At 63.4% G+C, this 20,616-nt stretch carries 17 protein-coding genes and 2 tRNA genes; 2 read left to right on the forward strand and 17 right to left on the reverse strand.

Annotated elements, in window-relative coordinates:
* Window positions 1-48: 48 nt before the first annotated feature.
* Window positions 49-1,257 (forward strand): formate-dependent phosphoribosylglycinamide formyltransferase, encoded by a 1,209-nt coding sequence (purT, locus tag HGB41_RS04490; RefSeq protein ID WP_171081449.1) that lies wholly within the window; start codon window positions 49-51, stop codon window positions 1,255-1,257.
* A gap of 90 nt (window positions 1,258-1,347) precedes the next feature.
* Here the strand turns inward: purT and HGB41_RS04495 are convergent, their stop codons facing one another.
* The 5 genes from HGB41_RS04495 to HGB41_RS04515 form a co-directional block, all read right to left on the reverse strand.
* Window positions 1,348-1,959, reverse strand: coding sequence for a PEP-CTERM sorting domain-containing protein (locus HGB41_RS04495; RefSeq protein ID WP_171081451.1), 612 nt, complete (start codon window positions 1,957-1,959; stop codon window positions 1,348-1,350).
* Window positions 1,960-2,151: 192 nt separating this feature from the next.
* Window positions 2,152-2,227 (reverse strand) — tRNA-Asn (locus tag HGB41_RS04500).
* 77 nt (window positions 2,228-2,304) lie between these two features.
* The gene (locus HGB41_RS04505) at window positions 2,305-3,078 is read right to left on the reverse strand and encodes an alpha/beta fold hydrolase (protein WP_171081452.1); all 774 of its coding nucleotides are present in this window, start codon (window positions 3,076-3,078) and stop codon (window positions 2,305-2,307) included.
* 122 nt (window positions 3,079-3,200) lie between these two features.
* Window positions 3,201-3,276 (reverse strand) — tRNA-Asn (locus HGB41_RS04510).
* Window positions 3,277-3,390: 114 nt separating this feature from the next.
* Window positions 3,391-4,602 (reverse strand): amino acid aminotransferase, encoded by a 1,212-nt coding sequence (locus HGB41_RS04515; protein ID WP_171081455.1) that lies wholly within the window; start codon window positions 4,600-4,602, stop codon window positions 3,391-3,393.
* 116 nt (window positions 4,603-4,718) lie between these two features.
* Between HGB41_RS04515 and uvrB the strand changes: the two genes are divergently transcribed.
* On the forward strand, window positions 4,719-6,815 hold the full coding sequence (gene uvrB, locus HGB41_RS04520) for an excinuclease ABC subunit UvrB (RefSeq protein WP_212760806.1): 2,097 nt from the start codon (window positions 4,719-4,721) through the stop codon (window positions 6,813-6,815).
* Between the two features lie 178 nt (window positions 6,816-6,993).
* Here the strand turns inward: uvrB and HGB41_RS04525 are convergent, their stop codons facing one another.
* The 12 genes from HGB41_RS04525 to HGB41_RS04580 all read right to left on the reverse strand — a co-directional run bounded on the left by HGB41_RS04525 (window position 6,994) and on the right by HGB41_RS04580 (window position 20,574).
* Window positions 6,994-9,018: a hybrid sensor histidine kinase/response regulator gene (locus HGB41_RS04525; RefSeq protein ID WP_171081457.1), complete on the reverse strand. Its 2,025-nt coding sequence runs from the start codon at window positions 9,016-9,018 to the stop codon at window positions 6,994-6,996.
* 84 nt (window positions 9,019-9,102) lie between these two features.
* On the reverse strand, window positions 9,103-9,702 hold the full coding sequence (locus tag HGB41_RS04530) for a MarC family protein (protein ID WP_171081459.1): 600 nt from the start codon (window positions 9,700-9,702) through the stop codon (window positions 9,103-9,105).
* A gap of 168 nt (window positions 9,703-9,870) precedes the next feature.
* The gene (locus tag HGB41_RS04535; RefSeq protein WP_171081460.1) at window positions 9,871-10,410 is read right to left on the reverse strand and encodes a phosphoribosyltransferase; all 540 of its coding nucleotides are present in this window, start codon (window positions 10,408-10,410) and stop codon (window positions 9,871-9,873) included.
* A gap of 98 nt (window positions 10,411-10,508) precedes the next feature.
* Entirely contained in the window at window positions 10,509-11,825 is a 1,317-nt protein-coding gene (locus HGB41_RS04540) for an adenylosuccinate synthase (protein ID WP_171081462.1), read from the reverse strand.
* A 3-nt stretch (window positions 11,826-11,828) separates the two neighbouring features.
* Window positions 11,829-12,983, reverse strand: coding sequence for an ATP phosphoribosyltransferase regulatory subunit (locus HGB41_RS04545; protein ID WP_171081463.1), 1,155 nt, complete (start codon window positions 12,981-12,983; stop codon window positions 11,829-11,831).
* A gap of 486 nt (window positions 12,984-13,469) precedes the next feature.
* Window positions 13,470-14,342 (reverse strand): protease modulator HflC, encoded by an 873-nt coding sequence (gene hflC / locus HGB41_RS04550; protein WP_171081465.1) that lies wholly within the window; start codon window positions 14,340-14,342, stop codon window positions 13,470-13,472.
* Entirely contained in the window at window positions 14,342-15,634 is a 1,293-nt protein-coding gene (hflK, locus tag HGB41_RS04555) for an FtsH protease activity modulator HflK (RefSeq protein WP_171081469.1), read from the reverse strand. The genes hflC and hflK overlap by 1 nt, the downstream gene beginning before the upstream one ends.
* A 3-nt stretch (window positions 15,635-15,637) precedes the next feature.
* Window positions 15,638-16,852, reverse strand: coding sequence for a GTPase HflX (gene hflX / locus HGB41_RS04560; protein WP_171081984.1), 1,215 nt, complete (start codon window positions 16,850-16,852; stop codon window positions 15,638-15,640).
* 32 nt (window positions 16,853-16,884) lie between these two features.
* A complete protein-coding gene (hfq, locus tag HGB41_RS04565) occupies window positions 16,885-17,121 on the reverse strand; it encodes an RNA chaperone Hfq (RefSeq protein ID WP_106756584.1) in 237 nt (78 codons plus the stop codon).
* Window positions 17,122-17,279: 158 nt separating this feature from the next.
* A complete protein-coding gene (gene der, locus HGB41_RS04570) occupies window positions 17,280-18,623 on the reverse strand; it encodes a ribosome biogenesis GTPase Der (RefSeq protein WP_171081471.1) in 1,344 nt (447 codons plus the stop codon).
* 9 nt (window positions 18,624-18,632) lie between these two features.
* Window positions 18,633-19,805 carry an outer membrane protein assembly factor BamB gene (gene bamB, locus HGB41_RS04575; protein WP_171081473.1) on the reverse strand — a complete coding sequence of 391 codons (1,173 nt, stop codon included), beginning with the start codon at window positions 19,803-19,805 and terminating at the stop codon, window positions 18,633-18,635.
* A gap of 85 nt (window positions 19,806-19,890) precedes the next feature.
* Window positions 19,891-20,574 (reverse strand): YfgM family protein, encoded by a 684-nt coding sequence (locus HGB41_RS04580; RefSeq protein ID WP_171081475.1) that lies wholly within the window; start codon window positions 20,572-20,574, stop codon window positions 19,891-19,893.
* Window positions 20,575-20,616 lie beyond the last annotated feature (42 nt).

The raw sequence follows: 20,616 nt of genomic DNA on the forward strand, positions 1-20,616 counted from the left end.
TGCTATAGTCGCGACTCCCACGTTTCCACTTTTACGCAAGCCAACTCCATGACGATTCCACGCACCCTCGGTACCCCGCTCTCCCCTTCCGCCACCAAAGTCATGCTGCTCGGCTCCGGCGAACTGGGCAAGGAAGTGATCATCGCGCTGCAGCGCCTCGGCGTGGAAGTCATCGCGGTCGACCGCTACCCGAACGCGCCAGGCCACCAGGTGGCGCACCGCGCCCACGTGATCGACATGACCGATGGCGCCGCGCTGTCTGCCCTGATCGCGCTGGAAAAGCCCGACCTGGTAGTGCCGGAAATCGAAGCCATCGCCACCGAGACCCTGGTCGCGCTGGAAGACGCGGGCCGCATCACCTGCATCCCGACCGCGCGCGCGGCGCTGCTGACCATGAACCGCGAAGGCATCCGCCGCCTGGCGGCCGAGGAACTCGGCCTGCCGACCTCGCCCTACCGCTTCGCCAGCAGCCTGGACGAACTCGAGCAGGCTTGCTCCGCGGTCGGTTTTCCCTGCGTGGTCAAGCCGGTGATGTCTTCGTCGGGCAAGGGCCAGTCGAAGCTCGATGGCGACTTCGACGTGGCGGCCGCGTGGGAGCACGCGGCCAGCGGCAGCCGGGTCGATGCGGGGCGCGTGATCGCCGAGGGCTTCATCGACTTCGACTACGAGATCACCCTGCTCACCGTGCGCTCGCTGGGCGCAGATGGCGCGGTGGAGACCGCATTTTGCGAACCTATCGGCCACAAGCAGGTGCAGGGCGACTACGTCGAATCGTGGCAGCCGCACCCGATGAGCCCTGTGGCGCTGGAACGCTCGCAAGAGATCGCGCACAAGGTGACGGAGAACCTGGGCGGCTGCGGCGTGTTCGGCGTCGAACTCTTCGTCAAGGGCGACACCGTATGGTTCTCGGAAGTGAGCCCGCGTCCGCACGATACCGGCATGGTGACGATGATTACCCAGGTGCAGAGCGAATTCGAGCTGCACGCCAAGGCGGTGCTCGGCCTTCCAGTGGATGTGAGGCTGCGCGCGCCGGGCGCCTCCGCCGTCATCTACGGCCAGGTGGACGCCGCCGGCATCGCCTTCGAGGGCGTGGCGGACGCGCTGCGCGTGCCGGGAACCGACCTGCGCCTGTTCGGCAAACCGGAATCGTTCGCACGCCGCCGCATGGGCGTGGCGCTCGCTACCGCTGACGATATCGGCACCGCGCGCCAGCGTGCGCTGGAAGCGGCGGCGCGGGTCAAGCCGGTGACGCGCTGACGGATGGACCCGGCGAGACCGGGTTCCGCAAAAAAAGGGCTGCGTTCTCACGCAGCCCTTCGCTTTTCCGGCTCAAGCCGGAGGGAGCAATCAGCCCTTGCGCTGTTGGCGGCGCACGAAGCCCAGGCCGGCGAGGCCGAGACCGATGATGGCCAGCGAACCTGGTTCAGGCACAGCGGCAGCGGCGGCGCCGACCTGCAGCGTGAATTTACCCAGCTCAGTCTGGTAACCGGTGTAGTAGCTCGGCAGGACATAGGTGCCCGGCACGAAGTTCGACCAGGCGATGCTATTGGCATTCAGCACCAGGCCATTGAAATCGCTGAGCTGGGCGCCGGCCAGGGACACGCGGTTCTGGAAGTCGAAGCCCTGGGCGATATTGCCGTTCGTGCCCGGCAAGCCGGGATACGAGTACGAGAAAATATTCTGGATACCGAATTTGTTCGTTCCGGCCAGCACCGCCAGGCTGCCGTCATAAGCATAACCGCTTGCGAAGCCCAGTCGTGCAGCGGCGTCTTCGCCAACCAGGAAATTACTACTTGCATAGTCGCTGACGGTGCCGCTGCCGTTGCTGAAGGCGAAGTTCACACCGCCCAACGTGGTGTTCTGGGTGATCGTCATCGTGATGTCGGCCTTGGCCTGGAGCGAGACGGCGCTCATCAGGATGGCGCCGGCGGTAACGATCTGCTTGATGGTGCTGGTCATGGTAATCCCTGGTGAGTTATTGGGTTGATGCTGATGCATTCAATAGAGCAACAACTGTGCCAGCAAGGAAAGATTAAATACTTTCAAGCACTTAGCTGAACTGAACCGGGGATGTTTATACCAAGTGTAAAAATTTCCGACAATCCACAAAGAAAAAGGGCCCGCATCGCTGCGGGCCCTTCTCTTGCATTCTGGCTCCCCGACCTGGACTCGAACCAGGGACCTGCGGATTAACAGTCCGTCGCTCTACCAACTGAGCTATCAGGGATTAGAGGCCGCATTATAGCAGCGCTTTTCGATTTCGCGAACCCCTGCGCTTCCGAAAAGGAAGTTTTCCTGCCGCAGTCAGCGCACCACCTGCGCGACGTGCGTCCGGGCCACCAGCTTCTCCAGCGCCCCAAGCACCACCAAAGGCTCGGACATCTGCGGGAAATGCGCACTCCCCTTCGCAATCACGCGCTCGCCCAACGGCGACAGGCGCGCCAGCGCTTCCTGGTTGCGCACGCGCTCGTGCTGCGCGTCAAGCGACGCCATCCAGCGCGGCAGCTGCTTGCCGCCGGAGATAACCGTGACTGGAATATCCGGGAACGGCGGCGCCTCGGCGATCTCGGCCACCGTCTCGAGCTCGTTGCTGATCTCGTCGTTGGGATCGGGTGGCGAGAAACGGTCGAGCAGGCCGGCGACCGCGCGCTGCAGCGGCGAACGGTAGCGCTTCATGTTGAGTACGTCGTCCGGGCTTGTGGCTTCGAGGAAGAGTACGCCGCAAGTCTCCTCGGGGTAGATGCGCGCGAACAGGTTGGCGTGCAGCCCGCCGAAGGAATGTCCGACCAGCAGGAAAGGCGGCCTGGCGCCGATTTCGCGCAGCAGCGCGCGCAATTGCAGGATGATGGTGGTGCCCAGCTGCGGTTCGCGTGCCCGGGCGCTGGCCCCGACGCCGGGACGGTCATAGGTGACCACCGTGCCCAGCTTGTCCAGTTCTGGAAAGAGCCGGTACCAGCCTTCAAGCGGGCCGCCGGCGCCGCTGAGCATGACGATGGTCGGACTTCCCTCCCCCGACAGGGAAAAACGCAGCACCTGCCCCCCGACCGCGATACTTTTACTCGTTGGTAAATGCTTCACTATGCAGTTCCCATAAGAAGGTATCGACAGCCTACTCTCTATGCATGGAAAAGCAACTACCGATGAGCAACTTCGCATGAAAACAAAAAGGCCACATCTTGCGATGTGGCCTTTCAGAATTCTGGCTCCCCGACCTGGACTCGAACCAGGGACCTGCGGATTAACAGTCCGTCGCTCTACCAACTGAGCTATCAGGGAATTGATGTCAGCATTATATGTTTGCAAGGACACGCTGTCAAATTCACAGCGTGCAGCACAAGCATTCCTGCCGGTCTTCGAAATCGAAACGAATCAATTCCGAAGACCAAGATTTTAAAGAACTTTCGCCACGGCGTCAACGACACGGTCGAGGTTGGTCGAGTTCAGCGCGGCGACACAGATGCGGCCGGTGTCCACGGCGTAGATCGACTGCTCGCGCAGCTTGCCGACTTGCTCCTTGGTCAGGCCCGAATACGAGAACATGCCGACCTGTCGGCGCACGAATTCGAAATCGTGGCCAGGGGCTTTCTCTTTCAGCTTCTCGACGAAGGCGCTGCGCATTTCGCGGATGCGTACGCGCATGCCGGTCAGTTCGTCTTCCCACAACTGGCGCAGCTCCGGTGTGGACAGCACCATGGCGACCGCCTTGGCGGCGTGGGTCGGCGGGTTCGAGTAGTTGGTACGGACCACGCGCTTGAGCTGCGAGAGCACACGCCCGGCTTCTTCACCGCTGGTGGCTACGATCGACAGCGCGCCTACCCGCTCGCCGTACAGCGAGAACGACTTCGAGAACGAGTTCGACACCAGGAAAGGCAGGCCGGTGGCGGCAAAGCGGCCCACCACGGCGCCATCTTCAGTAATGCCGGCGCCGAAGCCCTGGTAGGCCATGTCGAGGAAAGGCACCAGGCCGTGGTCGGCCACGGCGTCGATGACCTGGCCCCACTGGCCTTGCGTCAGGTCGGCGCCGGTCGGGTTGTGGCAGCAGGCGTGCAGCACGACGATGGAACCGCGCGGCATTGCCTTCAGCGAAGCCAGCATGCCCTCGAAGTCCACTCCATGGGTGGCGGCATCGTAATACGTGTAGTTGTTGACCACGAAGCCGGCGCCCTCGAACAGCGCGCGGTGGTTTTCCCAGCTCGGGTCGCTGATGTAAACCTCGGACCCGGGCGAGAAACGCTTGAGGAAGTCGGCGCCCAGCTTGAGCGCGCCGGTGCCGCCGATCGCCTGCACGGTAATCGCGCGCTTCTCTTGAATAACTTCGCTGCCGGCCCCAAATACCAGCTCCTGCACGGCCTTGTCGTACGCCGCCAGCCCTTCGATAGGCAGGTAGGTGCGCGGGGTTTTCTGCTCCATCAGCTTCGCTTCGGCCACTTGCACGCACTGCAGCAAAGGCACCTTGCCGTTGTCGTCGTAATAGACGCCCACTCCCAGGTTGATCTTTGCCGGATTGGTATCGGCGTTGAATGCTTCGGTAATGCCCAGGATCGGGTCGCGCGGTGCCATTTCAATGGCGCCGAAGAGGCTGGCGGAGGCTGTAGAAGTCATCGTGATAAACTGAGTTTGTCGGTGGGTTCGCAGCAATTGTATAGACAGCGGCACCGGCGTCTTACTGATGCTGCGGTGCCGCAAGCGGACTCCCATTCTAGCAAAGGTCTGAAAGTATGGCTGATTTATCCATCGCAAATGCCCCGGAACCGACGGTTATCACTTATCCCGGATCGCCGTTCAAACTACACCAGCCGTTCGAACCGGCCGGCGACCAGCCGACCGCGATCGCCGGCCTGATCGAAGGCATCAACGACGGCCTGATGTACCAGACCCTGCTCGGCGTGACGGGCTCCGGTAAAACCTACACGATGGCCAATGTGATTGCCCAGGCAGGCCGTCCGGCGATCGTGTTCGCCCCGAACAAGACCCTGGCCGCCCAGCTGTATTCGGAGTTCCGCGAATTCTTCCCGCAAAACGCGGTGGAATACTTCGTGTCCTACTACGATTACTACCAGCCGGAAGCCTATGTGCCGCAGCGCGACCTGTTCATCGAAAAGGACTCGTCGATCAACGAGCACATCGAGCAGATGCGCCTGTCGTGCACCAAGTCGCTGATGGAACGGCGCGACGTGGTCATCGTGGCCACCGTGTCGGCCATCTACGGTATCGGTAACCCGAACGAATACCACAAGATGATCCTGACGCTGCGCCATAAAGACAAAGTGGCGCAGCGGGACATCATCGCGCGCCTGATCCAGATGCAGTACACCCGCAACGAGATGGATTTCTCGCGCGGTTCCTTCCGGGTGCGCGGCGACACCATCGACATCTTCCCGGCGGAGCACGCCGAACTGGCGATCCGCGTCGAGATGTTCGACGACGAGATCGAATCCCTGCAATTGTTCGACCCGCTGACGGGCCGCGTGCGCCAGAAGATCCCGCGCTTCACGGTCTATCCGGGTTCGCACTACGTCACGGCGCGCGGCACGGTGCTCAAGGCGGTCGAGTCGATCAAGGCCGAGCTGCGCGACCGGCTCGAAGAATTCCGCCAGCAGAACAAGCTGATCGAAGAGCAGCGCCTCGAGCAGCGCACGCGTTTTGATCTCGAGATGATGGCGGAAATCGGCTTCACCAAGGGCATCGAGAACTATTCGCGCCACCTGTCCGGCGCGATGCCGGGCGAGCCGCCGCCGACGTTGATCGACTACCTGCCGAAAGACGCCCTGATGTTCATGGACGAGTCGCACGTGATGATCGGGCAGCTCAACGCCATGTACAACGGCGACCGTTCGCGCAAGGTCAATTTGGTCGACTTCGGCTTCCGCCTGCCGTCGGCGCTGGACAACCGGCCATTGAAATTCGAGGAATTCGAAAAGAAGATGCGCCAGACCGTGTTCGTGTCGGCCACGCCTGCGGATTACGAAAAGGGCAAGGCCGACAACGTGGTCGAGCAGGTGGTGCGCCCCACCGGCCTGGTTGATCCGCTGATCTTCGTGCGCCCTGCCCGCTCGCAGGTCGACGACCTGATGGGCGAGATCAACGACCGCATCGCCAAGGACGAGCGCGTGCTGGTGACGACGCTCACCAAGCGCATGGCCGAACAGCTCACCGAATACCTGGGCGACCACGGCATCAAGGTGCGTTACCTGCACAGCGATATCGAAACCGTGGAGCGCGTGGAGATCCTGCGCGACCTGCGCCTGGGTACCTTCGACGTGCTGGTCGGGATCAACCTGCTGCGCGAGGGCCTGGATTTGCCCGAGGTGTCGCTGGTGGCGGTGCTCGACGCCGACAAGGAAGGCTTCCTGCGCTCCGAACGCTCGCTGATCCAGACCATCGGCCGCGCCGCGCGTAACCTGAACGGCGTCGCGATCCTGTACGGCGACCAGGTCACCGATTCGATGCGCCGCGCCATCGACGAAACTGAACGCCGCCGCGCCAAGCAGATTGCCTTCAACCTGGAAAACGGCATCACGCCGGTGGGTGTGAAGAAGAAGATCAAGGAGATGATCGACGGCGTCTACAGCAATGCAGCCCAGCGCAGCATGCTCGAGGGCGCGCAGGATGCGAAGGAAACCGCAAAGGTCGAATCCATGAGCGAGAAGCAGATCAGCAAGGAGATCAAGCGCCTCGAAAAGCTCATGGTGGACCACGCCAAGAACCTCGAGTTCGAAAAGGCGGCCCAGGTGCGCGACCAGCTGCATATCCTGAAGCAGCAGGCGTTTGGGGCGCCGGGGACGGACAATGTGGTGTCGATGCTCGGGAAGTAGGCTGCGAGCTCGGGCAGTCCATCGCCCTGATGTGTATTCGCGGCCTCAAGCCGCCGTTCCGCCAGTGGCGGGTACGGCGGTTTTTTTTGGCTTGTGATATGGGCGGGATCGCGTCGCCGGCGCGCTGACGCCACGGCATTGGCAATCGCTGCGTGCCTGCGCGAACAAGCGGCAAGAATCAGGCCGGCTGGCTGCGTACTTCCGCCAGTATCCGCAGCAGCTCCGACAAATCCGCTGGCTTGACCATGTGCCGGTCGAAGCCTGCTTGCCGGGCGCGTTCGCGGTCTTCGCTCTGGCCGTAGCCGGTCAGCGCGACCAGGGTCGCCCCTGCGGTATCGCTCGACGCACGCAGGCGCCGTGCCAGCTCGTGGCCGTCCATGTCGGGCAGGCCGATATCGAGCAGCATGACCTCGGGACGCTCGCGCAGCGCGCGTGCGAAGCCGCTAGTGCCATCGTATTCCACGCTGACCGCGTGGCCGTGGGCCTCGAGCAGGGTGGCGAGCATCTGCGCCGCATCGGCATTGTCGTCTACCACCAGCACGCGCAGCGGCCCGGCCACGGCTGCGCCGACTGCCTGGGCCTGTGCCGGCGTCTCGACGTCGGGAATCGCCTTCAGCAGCGGCAGGCGTATCACGAATTCGCTGCCCTGCCCCAGGCCCTCGCTATGGGCGGAAACGCGCCCGCCATGCAGCGCGACCAGGCTCTTGACCAGGGCCAGGCCGATTCCCAGGCCGCCCTGCGAGCGGTCCGGCGTGCGCTCGGCCTGGGTGAACAGGTCGAAGATATAGGGGAGCATCTGTGGATCGATACCCTGACCTGTATCGCGTACCGCGATCACGGCTTCGTCGCCTTCGGCCGTCACGCGCAGAATGAGCTTGCCGGCGGCCGGCGTGTACTTGGCAGCGTTGTTCAGGATGTTCGAGACGACCTGCATCAGGCGCGTGCGGTCGCCCGACACGTACAGCGGCTGGTGCCACAGTTCCACCTGCAGCTCCTGACGCTTGGCGTCCAGCAGCGGGCGCACCTGCTCGATGGCGCCTTGAACGACACCGGTCACGTCCAGTTCTTCCTTCTCGATGCTCACCAGCCCACGCGTGACTCGCGAGACATCCAGCAAATCGTTCACCAGGTCGGTCATGTGCTCGGCCTGGCGCGCGATGATGGCGCTGGCCTGGCGTGCACGCTCAGGGTCGAGCTGGCCGCGCTGCAGCAGCTGGGCCGCGGTGGTGATCGGCGCCAGCGGGTTGCGCAGCTCGTGCGCCAGCATCGCCAGGAATTGGTCCTTCTGGCGGTTGGCCGCGCGTAGCTCGTCTTCGACGCGCTTGCGCATGGTCACGTCGCTGCCCTCGACGAAAATGCCCGCGACCTCGCCCCTGGCGTTGCGGATCGGCTGGTATACGAAGTCGATGAAGCGCTCTTCGAGCGGCGCGCTGGCCTCGCGCTGGACCCGTAGCGGCACCGCGTGTCCGACGAAGGGCTGGCCACTCTGGAAGACCTGGTCGAGCAGCTCGAAGAACCCTTGTCCAGCGACCTCGGGGATCGCTTCGCGCGCCGGCTTGCCGACCAGCTCACGGCGGCCAATCAGCTGCATATACGATTCGTTGGTGATCTCGAAAACATGGTCCGGGCCGCGCAGTACGGCGATGATGCCGGGCGCCTGCTCGAACAGCGTCATGAGGCGCTGGTTCTCTTCGTCGCGGTAGCGCTCGGCCAGCACTTCGGGGGTCGTCTCCACGCAGGCGCAGAACATGCCGGCGACGCTGCCGTCCTCGTCGCGCACCGGCGAATACGAAAAGCGAAACCAGGTCTCTTCGTCGTAGCCATGGCGGTGCATGCGCAAGGGCAGCCGGTCCATGTAGGTGGCCTCGCCCTTGAGCGCACGCACCACCAGCGGATGGATGTCATCCCAGATCTCGCGCCAGGCGTCGTGGAAGCGCGCGCCGAGCGCGGAGGGATGCTTCTCGCCCAGGGTCGGCACATAGGAATCGTTGTACAGGAAGCCCAGTTCCGGTCCCCAGGCGACGAACATCGGGAACTTGGAGTTGAGCATCAGGCCGACCGTCGTGCGCAAGGCCTGCGGCCAGTCGCGAGGATGCCCCAAGGGCGAGGTTGACCAATCATGCGCCCGCATCATTGCCCCCATCTGCCCGCCCCCGCTCAGGAAAGGCAGCCATTCGGAGGGTGTGGCATGTTCCTGTTTCATGCGTTTAGTGGTCTTGGTGAATGCTGCAATATGCCTGGCAGAAGTTTGCCAGAGTTAGCTTGTTTTACACCACACCGCAGCCCCTCACAGGGTCTTGACGAATTCGCGGATACCGCCGAGCAGCATTTCCACCGACATCGCGGTCAGGATCAGGCCCATCAAGCGCTCGAAGGCGGTCATCACCTGCGGCCCCAGCTTCTGCTGCAGGCGTTCCGCGCTGAGGAATACCGCCAGCCAGACCACGGCCACGGCCGCCAGCGCCGCCACATGCACCATGGTCTCGGACAGGGAACCGGAACTGAACAACAGCACGGTGGCCAGCGCCGAGGGACCCGCCAGCGCCGGAATGGCGAGCGGGACGATGAAGGGCTCGCCGCCATGCTCGCTGCGTCCCAGCACGCCGTCCGGGTGCGGGAAGATCATGCGAATCGCAATAATCAGGAGAATCACCGCGCCGCCGATACGCAGGGCGACCGGGCTCAGGTGCAGCGCGGCCAGGAAGTGCTGGCCAAAGAACATGAAGACCAGCAGCAGCAGGAAGGCGATGGCGCACTCGCGCACGACGATGCGCGGCCGGCGCTGGACCGGCGTGTCTTTCAGGGCGGCAGCGAACAGGGGCACGTTGCCGAACGGGTCGGTGACGAGGATCAGCAGGATGAACGTCTGGAAAAAGCTCTGGGTCATAGGACTGTTATTGTTGAGTACCCTAAAACAGGACGAGATGATCTTAGCAGAGATACATCATCCCCGTGCTGTCCGTGCGGAAAATGACGTACCACGAGAGAAACAAAAGAAAAGCGGGGAAGGCTTGCGCACTTCCCCGCTTCTTGCAGCGCCTGGCAGGGCTGCGGATTACTTCTCGAACTTCTTCATCCACGCCGACAGCTGGTGCGGACGCAGGCCGTCGTAGTCTTCGAACGGCTGGTGGATCCACGGGTTGTGCGGCAGGTCTTCGAGGTGGTAGTCCGGCTTGAAGCTGGACGTGCCCTTGACCCACAGGACGGCCGAGCGCACTTCCGAGACGTCCGGGTAGTTCGACTGCAGGTGCTCGCGCACTTTCTGCAGGGTCACGCCGGAGTCGGCCAGGTCGTCGACCAGCAGGATGCGGCCGGCCAGCGGGCCCTTGGTCATCGTCATGTACTTGGCGATGTCCAGGTTGCCCTGCTTGGTGCCCGACTCTTCGCGGTAGGAACTGGTCGACAGGATCGCCAGCGGCACGTCGAAGATGCGCGAGATCACGTCGCCAGGGCGAACGCCGCCGCGCGCGAGGCACAACACCATGTCGAACTTCCAGTTCGATTCATAGACTTGCAGCGCAAGGCGTTCGACCATACGGTTGTATTCGTCCCACGAAACCCAGAGGTCCTTGTCGGTCGATGCAGGGGTGTTCATTTCAGGCTTTTCCTATTCTCGGAACCTCTAAAAACCTACTGAGCGTTGCATTGTTGGCCTGCGATGCTCGCTACGGTTTTTTGAGGCCCCTATTTATATTAAGCTGCGAACGGATGGCGCAGCACGATGGTCTCTTCGCGGTCCGGACCGGTCGACACCATGTCGATCGGCACGCCCACCAGCTCTTCGATGCGCTTGATGTAGGCGCGGGCGTTGGCCGGCAGCTCATCCATCGATTTAGCGCCGACAGTCGATTCAGTCCAGCCCGGCATTTCTTCGTAGACCGGCTCGCACAGGGCGGCTTCTTCGGCGCCGACCGGGAAGATGTCGACCTGGCGGCCGTCGATCTTGTAACCGGTGCAGAGCTTCAGGGACTCGATGCCATCCAGCACGTCCAGCTTGGTCAGGCACATGCCCGACACGCCGTTGATCTGGACCGAGCGGCGCAGCAGCGCGGCGTCGAACCAGCCGCAGCGGCGGGCGCGGCCGGTCACGGTGCCGAATTCATGGCCGACGCGCGACAGGTGCTCGCCAACGCCTGCGTCGGTCGGCAGTTCGGCCGGGAACGGGCCCGAACCGACGCGGGTGGTGTAGGCCTTGGTGATGCCCATGATGTAGTGCAGCATGCCCGGACCGACGCCGGCGCCGGCGGCGGCGTTACCGGCCACGCAGTTCGACGAAGTCACGAACGGATAAGTGCCGTGGTCGACGTCGAGCAAGGAACCTTGCGCGCCTTCGAACAGCAGGCTGCCGCCGGCCTTGTGCGCCGCGTACAGTGCCGACGAGACGTCGCCGACCATCGGGCGCAGGCGCGGTACCAGGGCCATCGCGTCGTCGAAGGTCTGCTGGAAGTCCACTGCTTCGGCGCCCAGGTAGTTGGTCAGCACGAAGTTGTGGTAATCGAGGTTCTCTTTAAGCTTCTCGGCGAAACGCTCTTCGTTGAGCATGTCGGCGATGCGGATGGCGCGGCGCGCGACCTTGTCTTCATAGGCCGGGCCGATGCCCTTGCCGGTGGTGCCGATCTTGTTCTCGCCGCGCTTGGCTTCGCGTGCCTTGTCGATGGCGACGTGGTAAGGCAGGATGACCGGGCAGGCTTCCGAGATCATCAGGCGCGACACGACTTCGACGCCGGCCGCGGCCAGCTTGTCGATCTCGCGCAGGACGTCCGGCACCGAGACCACGACGCCGTTGCCGATGTAGCAGGCAACGCCTTCGCGCATGATGCCCGACGGGATCAGCTGCAGCGCGGTCTTCTGGCCCTTGATCACGAGCGTGTGGCCCGCGTTATGGCCGCCCTGGAAACGGACGACGCCGGCCGCATGGTCGGTCAGCCAATCGACGATCTTACCCTTGCCCTCATCGCCCCACTGGGTGCCGATGACAACGACGTTCTTTGCCACGTTAGTATTTGACATCACTTAACCTAAGTTTTTGAGAATCCAATTTCCGTTTTCGAGGACGAGCACGCGGTCGCACTCGAACTCGTCCTGAACATTGTCGTGACCCGGCATGCTCTGGATCACGACTTCGCCTGCCTTGCGCAGGTCAGCGATTTTTTCGCGCAGCTCCGGGGCATTGCCCCAGGGTGCGCGGATGGAATGCTTGCGCTCGGCGGTCGGCAGCAGCCGCGCCAGTTCGCGCAGGTCGAGCGAGAAGCCGGTGGCGGGACGCGCCCGCCCAAAAGCTTCGCCGACGTGGTCGTAGCGGCCGCCGCGCGCCACCGCGTTCGGCAGGCCCGGCACGTAGAGCGCGAACATGGCGCCGCTTTCGTACTGGTAGCCGCGCAGGTCGGCCAGGTCGATCGCGACCTCGGCGCGGCCGATGGCGCACGCCGCAAGCGCAGCCAGTTCGCCCAGCGCGCGGGTGATACCCGGCAGCGGCGGCAGCGCTTCTTTCGCGCGCGCCAGCACCTCGACGTCGCCGTACAGGTGCGGCAGCGCCAGCAGCGCCTTGCGGGTGCCCGGTTCGTAGTTCTGCGTGAACTCGTCCAGGCCCGGCGCATCCTTGGCGCGCAGCAGGCAGGTGAGCTGCGCTTCGTCGCGGCGCGCGGCCGGGTCGTCGCCCAGGATCGCGCGCAGGATGCCGACGTGGCACAGGTCGAGGCGCACTTCCGTGAAGCCGGCCAGCGCGATCGAGCCAAGGGCCAGTTCCTGAATCTCGGCGTCGGCTTCCAGGCCGGCGTGGCCGTAGATCTCGGCGCCGATCTGGATCGGCTCGCGGGTGGCGTGCAGGCCCGACGGACGGGTATGCAGCACGCTGCCGGCGTAGCACAGGCGGGTGACGGAATCGCGGTTCAGCAGGTGGGCGTCGATGCGCGCGACCTGGGTGGTCATGTCGGCGCGCAGGCCGAGCAGGCGGCCGGAAATCTGGTCGACCACTTTAAACGTACGCAGTTCGGTGTCCTGCCCGGCCCCGGCCAGCAGCGACTCGACGTATTCGAGCAGCGGCGGCATCACCAGTTCGTAACCGTACAGACGGAAGGTATCGAGCATCTTTCGGCGCAGATCCTCGATCTTGCGCGCCTCGGACGGCAAGACATCGGCGATATTCTCGGGCAAAAGCCAGTTCGGCATGGGCGACAGCTACGGGTTGTGTTTTAAGAGCAAGGACTAGCACGCAGGGTACGGACAACCGGCGTGCTGACGCACGGTGCGAGCGCCGAATCGGCAATTTTACCCGAAAATGGGCTGGTGTAGGCGGGGGATGTTGGTTTGACAGCTCGTGCGGGTTGCCAAAGTGCCACGGGAAGCGCTTGTCTATACCGATGGGCTGGGGTGGTGCACGCAATGATCACGGCGGTGATGAGCTGCGAAACCCTAGGGTGGGCAGGGCATGGGAGGCCGGTGGCCTGCCATGCGCCCACGCGTTCAACCATCCGATAAATCATACGGATGCGTATGGCACACATGATTTGAACGCGTGGGCAAGGGACTTGCCCACCCTACGAGCCGCTGGCCCATTGGCTAACCGACTGGCTCAGCAAAAAACAAAACGCCACCAACATCACCCCGGCGCAGGCCGGGATCCCAGTTGACGGCGTTTCGCTGGCGCGAACTGAATTACTTGCTACCCGGCGCCTTGAAATACTTGAAGAACTCCGAATTCGGATCCACCACCATCACGTCGCTGCGGCTCTTGAACGTGGCGCGGTAGGCCTCCAGCGAGCGGTAGAACTTGGCGAACTCCGGGTTCTTGCCGAACGAGTCGGCGTAGATCACCGAGGCCTTGGCGTCGCCCTCGCCCTTGATCTTCTCGGCCTCGCGGAAGGCTTCGGCGATGATCACGGTGCGCTGACGGTCGGCGTCGGCGCGGATCTGTTCGGATTCGGCGGCGCCGGTCGAACGCAGTTCGTTGGCCACCCGGGTACGCTCGGCCTTCATGCGCTCGTAGACCGAGTTGTTGATCTGCTCGATGTAGTCGACGCGCTTGAGGCGCACGTCCACCACGCCCACGCCGATCTCTTTCGCTTCGGCCACGACTTTCGCTTTGACCGCTTCCATCACGCGGCCACGCTCGCCGGAAATCACTTCGCGCACGGTGCGCTTGGTGATCTCGTCGTTCAGGGCCGCCTTGATGATCTGCGACAGGCGGTCGCGGGCACGGCTTTCGTCACCGCCGAAACTGACGAAATACAGGCGCGGATCGGTGATGCGCCACTTCATGAAGGCATCTACCAGGATGTTCTTCTTCTCGGCCGTGATGAAGCGGTCGGCATCAGGCGTGTCGAGGGTCAGGATGCGCTTGTCCAGGTAGATCACGTTCTGGAACGGCGGCGGCAGCTTGAAGTGCAGGCCCGGCTCGGTGATCACGCTGCGCACCTGGCCCAGGGCGAAGACGATGGCGAAGCGGCGCTGGTCGACCACGAAAATGGTGGACGACAGCAGCATCAGGGCAATGAAGCCCGCCACAAATAAAGTTACGAGGCGGTTCATTAACGGCTCTCCCGGTCACGTGAGGAATCGCGGGCGCGGTCGTCGCGGGAACGTACCGAGTCCAGTGCTTGCATGACGTCTGCCGGCGGCGCGGACTGCGGCACCTGCACCGGTCCGGACTTGCTGCCAACGCCTTCACTTCCCGCGTTTTGCGAAATGAGTTTATCCAGCGGCAGGTAGATCATCGGATTGCCCGCGCGCGAATCGACCATCACCTTGCTGGTGTTGGAGAAGATCTGCTGCATGGTGTCGATGTACATGCGGTCGCGGGTCACGGCCGGGGCCTTGCCGTAAGCCGCCACCACCTGGTCGAAGCGCGAGGCGTTACCGGTCGCGTTCTCGACCACCATCGAGCGGTAGGCTTCTGCATCTTGCATCAGGCGGAAGGCCTGGCCGCGCGCCTGCGGGATCACCTGGTTGGCATAGGCTTCGCCTTCGTTCTTGGCGCGGGCGCGGTCCTGGCCGGCCTTGACGGCATCGTCGAAGGAGCTCTGCACCTGCTCCGGTGGCTGCACCGCCTGCATGGTCACGTTGGTGATCAGGGCGCCCAGCTTGTATCGGTCGAGAATGGTCTGCATCATCTGGTGCACGTCGACCGCGACCTTCTCGCGGCCTTCGTACAGCACGAAGTCCATCTTGTTCTTGCCGACCACTTCGCGGATCGCGGTCTCGGCGACCTGGCGCACGGTCTCGTCGTTCTCGCGGTTGTTGTACAGCCATTGGACCGGGTCCTTCAGCGTGTACTGGACGGCGAACTGGATGTCGATGATGTTTTCGTCGTCGGTCAGCATCAGTGCTTCTTGAGGCTGCTTGTTGCGGACGTTCGCGCGATAGCCGATCTCGGCGGTACGGATCTGCGAGACGTTGACGGTCTCGTGGGCCTGGATCGGGTACGGCCAGCGCCAGTTGAAGCCGGCGCCGGTGGAATGGCTGAGTTTGCCGAAGGTGGTGACCACGCCGGTCTGGCCCTCTTGCACGATGAAGGCGCCGCTCGCCAGCCAGATCAGGCCGACGATGACCGCCACCACGCCGGCGGTGACGCTGGCGCCGCGCATGTCGCCGCGGCCGCTTGGCCCGCCGCCGCCATCGCCGCTGCCGTTGCCATTGCCGCGCGCGCCGAACAGGCGGTTGAGGCGCGCATTGAAGTCGCGCCAGAGTTGATCGAGGTCCGGTGGGCCTTCACCCGGCCGGCGGCCCTCCTGGGCCTTGTGGTCACCGTCGGGCTTGTGGCCCCAACGTGGATCGTTCAGCGACAGTTTGATGCCGCAACGCTTGAGTAAAGATACGAGCATAGGCTAGTGTGGCCCGACATGGTTGGTGGTTGTCATATTATCGGCAGGACCGTCAAGGGAGCCGTCCACCGGGGGCTCCTCGTCGTCGAAGCCGTGTTGCGCTTCGTCGCTGGGGTCTAACTGCGCTTCTTTTGTGTGCTTCAGGCCGGGCGCCGCCTTGGCCGACTCGACGATCGCGTCGCGCAGCAGGTCCAGGCCGGCGCCGCTGTGGGCGCTGATGAAAACGCGGCTGATCTTATCATACTCATCACGCTCGACCCCGGGCTCCAGTCCGGCCGCATCGATCTTGTTCCAGACCAGGATTTGAGGAATGTGGTCGGCGCCGATTTCGCGCAATACCTCGTTGACCTGCTCGATCTGTTCCATGCGCACTGGCGAATTGCCATCGACCACGTGCAGCAGAAGGTCGGCGTGGATGGTTTCTTCGAGCGTGGCACGGAAGGCTGCAACCAGCTGGTGAGGCAGCTCGCGCACGAAACCGACGGTATCGGAAATAACGACGCTGCCGGCTTCCTCGCCCAGGTAGAGGCGGCGGCTGGTGGTGTCCAGGGTCGCGAACAGCTGGTTCGCGACGTAGACGCCGGCCTTGGTGAGCGTATTGAACAGGGTCGACTTGCCGGCATTGGTATAGCCGACCAGCGACACCGAGAAGGTCTGGTTGCGTCCGCGCGCGCGGCGCTGGGTCTCGTGCTGCTTGCGCAGCTTGGTCAGGCGGGTACGCAACTGCTTGACCCGCTCGCCGATCAGGCGGCGGTCGGTCTCGAGCTGGGTTTCACCCGGGCCGCGCAGGCCGATACCACCCTTTTGACGCTCCAGGTGGGTCCAGCCGCGGATCAGGCGCGTGGCCAGGTGCTGCAGCTGGGCCAATTCGACCTGGAGCTTGCCCTCGTGGCTCTTGGCGCGTTGGGCGAAGATGTCGAGGATCAGGCTGGTGCGGTCGACGACGCCCACTTCGAGGCGGCGCTCGAGGTTACGCTGCTGCGCGGGAGACAATGCATGATTGAAGATGACCAGCTCGATGCCGTCGAGCTTGCAGGCCATCTTGATTTCGTCGGCCTTGCCGCTGCCCACGAAGTGGGCGGCATCGGGACTACTGCGCTTGGCCGTGATCGTGGTGATCGGGTCGGCGCCGGCGGAACGTGCGAGGAGCGACAGTTCTTCGAGGCTGGCGGTAAAGTCGCCAGCGCCGAAGTCGACGCCGACCAGCGCTGCGCGCATGCTGGGAATGCCGGGGGCTTCAGCCATCGGCCTTACTCGGCTTCTGGGTCGAGGTTGAGGTTGACGGCGCGGGCCGGGACGACGGTGGAAATGGCGTGCTTGTAGACCATCTGGGTCACGGTGTTACGAAGCAGGACGACGTACTGGTCGAAGGACTCGATATGGCCCTGGAGTTTGATACCGTTGACCAGGTAGATCGAAACGGGGACATGCTCCTTGCGCAATGCGTTCAGGAATGGGTCTTGTAACAGTTGCCCTTTGTTGCTCATAACAGCTCCGTAATGTTGTTGTAGTTCAGTTGTTGTAGATATACGAGTTTGAGGCTATTTGCCGGTTTTCAAGTGCTGAGGCTACATTCAGCTCGGTGCGAATGAAAGCCCTGAGCTAACTGTAACCTGTTTTGCCACTCTTTGTCGTACTGCTACGGCTATTTCTGTTCCCGGGCGAATGGGTTTTTGCCGCTCTTCAGTTCGATGCGCACCGGGGTGCCGACCAGGTTGAAGGTGTCGCGGAAATGCCGCTCCAGGTAGCGCTTGTAGGGCTCGCTGACGGCCTCGAGTGCATTGCCGTGGATGACGATGATCGGCGGGTTCTGGCCGCCCTGGTGGGCGTAGCGCATCTTCGGACGGGTGCTGCCCTTGCGCTTCGGCTCCTGCTTTTCGATCGCTTCCTGCAGCGCGCGGGTCAGGCGCGGGGTCGACAGGTTGGCGGTGGCAGCAGCATAGGCCGCATCGACCGACTTCATCAGCTGCGAGATGCCGGTGCCCTTCAGCGCCGAGATGAAATGGGTCTTGGCAAACGACAGGAAATCGAGCTTGCGGTCGAGGTCGATCTTGACTTCGTCGCGGTCGTCCGACTGCAGGCCGTCCCACTTGTTGACGGCCACGACCAGCGCCCTGCCCGACTCCAGGATGAAGCCGGCGATGTGGGCATCCTGCTCGGAGATGTCCTGCTGGGCGTCGAGCAGCAGCACGACCACGTTGGCGTCCGAGATCGATTGCATGGTCTTTACCACCGAGAACTTCTCGATGGCTTCGAACACCTTGCCGCGGCGGCGGATACCGGCCGTGTCGATCAGCGTGTATTGCTTGCCTTCGCGTTCGAACGGGACTTCGATCGAGTCGCGGGTGGTGCCGGGCATGTCGAAGGCGATCACGCGCTGCTCGCCGACCAGGGTGTTGATCAGCGTGGACTTGCCGACGTTCGGGCGGCCGACGATGGCGATCTTGACGCCATGGTCGACGTGCTCGCCCATTTGCTCGGCGTCGGGACGGCTGGCGAAGGCGAAGTCGAGCGCCTCGACCACGAGGTCGTTGACGCCGTCGCCGTGCGCGGCCGAAATCACGTAGGGGTCGCCCATGCCGAGCTCGTAGAAATCGGCGGTGACGGAGGTGTATTTCATGCCCTCGGATTTATTCACCACGAGCATGACCTTGCGGCCCGTCTTGCGCAGGTAATCCGTGATGGTCTTGTCGTGCGGAGTCATACCCTGGCGGCCGTCGACGATGAACACGACGACGTCGGCTTCCGCCACCGCCTGGCGCGTCTGCAGCGCCATTTCGAACATGATGCCCTCTTTGGCCACCGGTTCGAAACCGCCGGTATCGATGACCAGGAAGGGACGTTCGCCGATCCGGCCTTCGCCATAGTGGCGGTCGCGGGTCAGGCCAGGAAGATCGGCCACCAGCGCGTCCCGCGAACGTGTCAGGCGGTTGAACAGGGTCGACTTCCCGACATTCGGGCGACCTACGAGTGCGATTACCGGCTTCATGTAGATATTCTATTCGACCGCGATAGCGGTCACAGTTCCATTTTGTGTTTGAAAAATCAGGTGCGATCCGGCCACCACGGGGGTGCCGACGATCGGGCTGCCGTCTGTTGCGGCGCGCGCCAGGAACGAGCCATCCTCGCGCGACAGGAAATGCACGATGCCCTGGTAGTCGCCGACCGCGACCGCGCGGCCGTAGCTCAGCGGCGTGGACAGGCGGCGGAAGGCCAGCTTGTCGTTCTTCCAGGCGGAGGCACCGGTATCGCGGTTGAATGCGAGCAGCGCGCCTTTGTCGTCGGGTGCGAATACAAAGCGCTGGTCGACTGCGACGCCGGCTTCCGACGACAGGTCGCGGGTCCAGCGTGCCGAACCGGTGGTCAGGTCGAAGCAGCCGACCCGGCCCTGGTAGGACACGGCGCAGACGTCGTTCTCGAACAGCACCGGGGCGCCGCCGATATCGGTCACGCGCTCGAGTTCGGTAGTACCGCGCGCCACGCCCACCTCGACGTCCCAGCGCGGTGCGCCGGTCGCCAGGATGAACGAGGACAGCTTGCCGCCCGGTTGGGCGATGATGACGTCGTTACCAGCCACTACCATGCCCGGCGCATTGCGCAGGGTCAGCGGCGGCGAGACGCGCTGCACGGTCCATTTCTTTTCGCCGGTCCTGGCGTCGAAACCGACGATGCGGTTATCCAGGCTGCGCGCGACGACCACGCCCTGCCCCACCACCGGCGCCGACAGGATCTCGCTCGACAGCTGCGACTTCCACAGCGGCTTGCCGTCCATGTCGAAGGCCAGCAGGGTACCCTTGGTGCCGCCGACCACGATCAGGTTGCCGTCGGTGCCGACGCCGCTCGATAAGTCGGTGCCGGCCTTGGTGCGCCAGACCTGGCGGCCGGTGGCCGCTTCCACGCGCGCGATGTCGCCATTGCCGCCGGCGACCACCACGGTATTGCCGGTCAGCGCAGGCGCAAACTGGTAGCTGCCGGCCTTGCCGATGTCGAGCTTCCAGGCGGTGCGCACGGCCATCGTGCCCTTGAGCTCGACGAGTGGCGCCGGCTGGTCGGTCTTGCTTTTCGATGCGAACGGGTTGAGCGAGCTGAGCGATGGGAGCGAAGGCAGGCTCGAGCAACCCGTCATCAGGGCCAGTACACCAACACCAACAAGTTTGCTGCTAATACGCATATTCTTTTACCTTGTTCTTGGACTGTAGAGGACGCAAAGCCCGCGCCTGCCTCCAGGCTGGCGCGGGCCTGTGAATCTGGATGAATTACGCGGCAGCTGCGGCAGCTTTCGCGTCCTTCGTGGCATTTGCATCCGCCGGCGCGGTGCCGCCGATGGCTTCGAGCTTGACCGTCACCAGCTGGCGGCCAGGGTTATTCGCAGGCATGGCGGCCAGTGCGGCCACATAGGCCTGGCGTGCTTCGGCCAATTTGTTCTGCGCCACCAGCACGTCGCCCTTGCGGTCGGCCACGGCCGCCGAGTACTGCGGCGGGAAGGACTCGTTCAGCAGCTTGAGCGCGCCATCATAGGACTTCTCGTCCAGCAGCACGCCGGCCAGGCGCAGCTTGGCAATCGCCTTGTACTCGTCGTTGCCGTGGTCCACCACCCATTGCAGCTGGGTCTTGGCGGCCTTCAGGTCGTTCGCTTCGAAGGCGGTCTTGGCGGCGCCCAGGGCGGCCATTTGCGCATACGAGGTGCCGTCGTATTTCTTCTGCATGTCGGCCGAGATGCGCTGCGCTTTCGCGTTGTCGTTCGCGGTGAGCGCAGCCTGCAGCTCGTCGTACAGGGCCGAAGCTTCGACCGACTGGTTGCGCTTGTGCGTGTTCCAGTAGTTATAAGCGGCGTAGGAACCCAACGTGGCGATCAGCACCCAGGTAATGAGGTTGCCGAAACGCGACCAAAAGGCCTTGAAGGTCGCTATCTGTTCCTGTTCTTCGAGATCGTATGCCATTGTCTGCTCTAACTCTAAGTTGTTACTCGGTTGTTATTGAAG

The organism is Telluria aromaticivorans, from assembly GCF_013003915.1.
GTDB classification, from domain to species: domain Bacteria; phylum Pseudomonadota; class Gammaproteobacteria; order Burkholderiales; family Burkholderiaceae_D; genus Telluria; species Telluria aromaticivorans.

Bases quoted from the DNA above. Each gene is read 5' to 3' on its own strand.
- HGB41_RS04495 (WP_171081451.1), bottom strand. From the start codon at position 1,959: ATGACCAGCACCATCAAGCAGATCGTTACCGCCGGCGCCATCCTGATG.
- HGB41_RS04545 (WP_171081463.1), bottom strand. From the start codon at position 12,983: ATGCCGAACTGGCTTTTGCCCGAGAATATCGCCGATGTCTTGCCGTCC.
- HGB41_RS04525 (WP_171081457.1), bottom strand. From the start codon at position 9,018: ATGAAACAGGAACATGCCACACCCTCCGAATGGCTGCCTTTCCTGAGC.
- HGB41_RS04580 (WP_171081475.1), bottom strand. From the start codon at position 20,574: ATGGCATACGATCTCGAAGAACAGGAACAGATAGCGACCTTCAAGGCC.
- bamB (WP_171081473.1), bottom strand. From the start codon at position 19,805: ATGCGTATTAGCAGCAAACTTGTTGGTGTTGGTGTACTGGCCCTGATG.
- HGB41_RS04530 (WP_171081459.1), bottom strand. From the start codon at position 9,702: ATGACCCAGAGCTTTTTCCAGACGTTCATCCTGCTGATCCTCGTCACC.
- HGB41_RS04535 (WP_171081460.1), bottom strand. From the start codon at position 10,410: ATGAACACCCCTGCATCGACCGACAAGGACCTCTGGGTTTCGTGGGAC.
- uvrB (WP_212760806.1), top strand. From the start codon at position 4,719: ATGGCTGATTTATCCATCGCAAATGCCCCGGAACCGACGGTTATCACT.
- hflX (WP_171081984.1), bottom strand. From the start codon at position 16,852: ATGCGCGCAGCGCTGGTCGGCGTCGACTTCGGCGCTGGCGACTTTACC.
- hflC (WP_171081465.1), bottom strand. From the start codon at position 14,342: ATGAACCGCCTCGTAACTTTATTTGTGGCGGGCTTCATTGCCCTGATG.
- hflK (WP_171081469.1), bottom strand. From the start codon at position 15,634: ATGCTCGTATCTTTACTCAAGCGTTGCGGCATCAAACTGTCGCTGAAC.
- hfq (WP_106756584.1), bottom strand. From the start codon at position 17,121: ATGAGCAACAAAGGGCAACTGTTACAAGACCCATTCCTGAACGCATTG.
- der (WP_171081471.1), bottom strand. From the start codon at position 18,623: ATGAAGCCGGTAATCGCACTCGTAGGTCGCCCGAATGTCGGGAAGTCG.
- HGB41_RS04515 (WP_171081455.1), bottom strand. From the start codon at position 4,602: ATGACTTCTACAGCCTCCGCCAGCCTCTTCGGCGCCATTGAAATGGCA.
- HGB41_RS04540 (WP_171081462.1), bottom strand. From the start codon at position 11,825: ATGTCAAATACTAACGTGGCAAAGAACGTCGTTGTCATCGGCACCCAG.
- purT (WP_171081449.1), top strand. From the start codon at position 49: ATGACGATTCCACGCACCCTCGGTACCCCGCTCTCCCCTTCCGCCACC.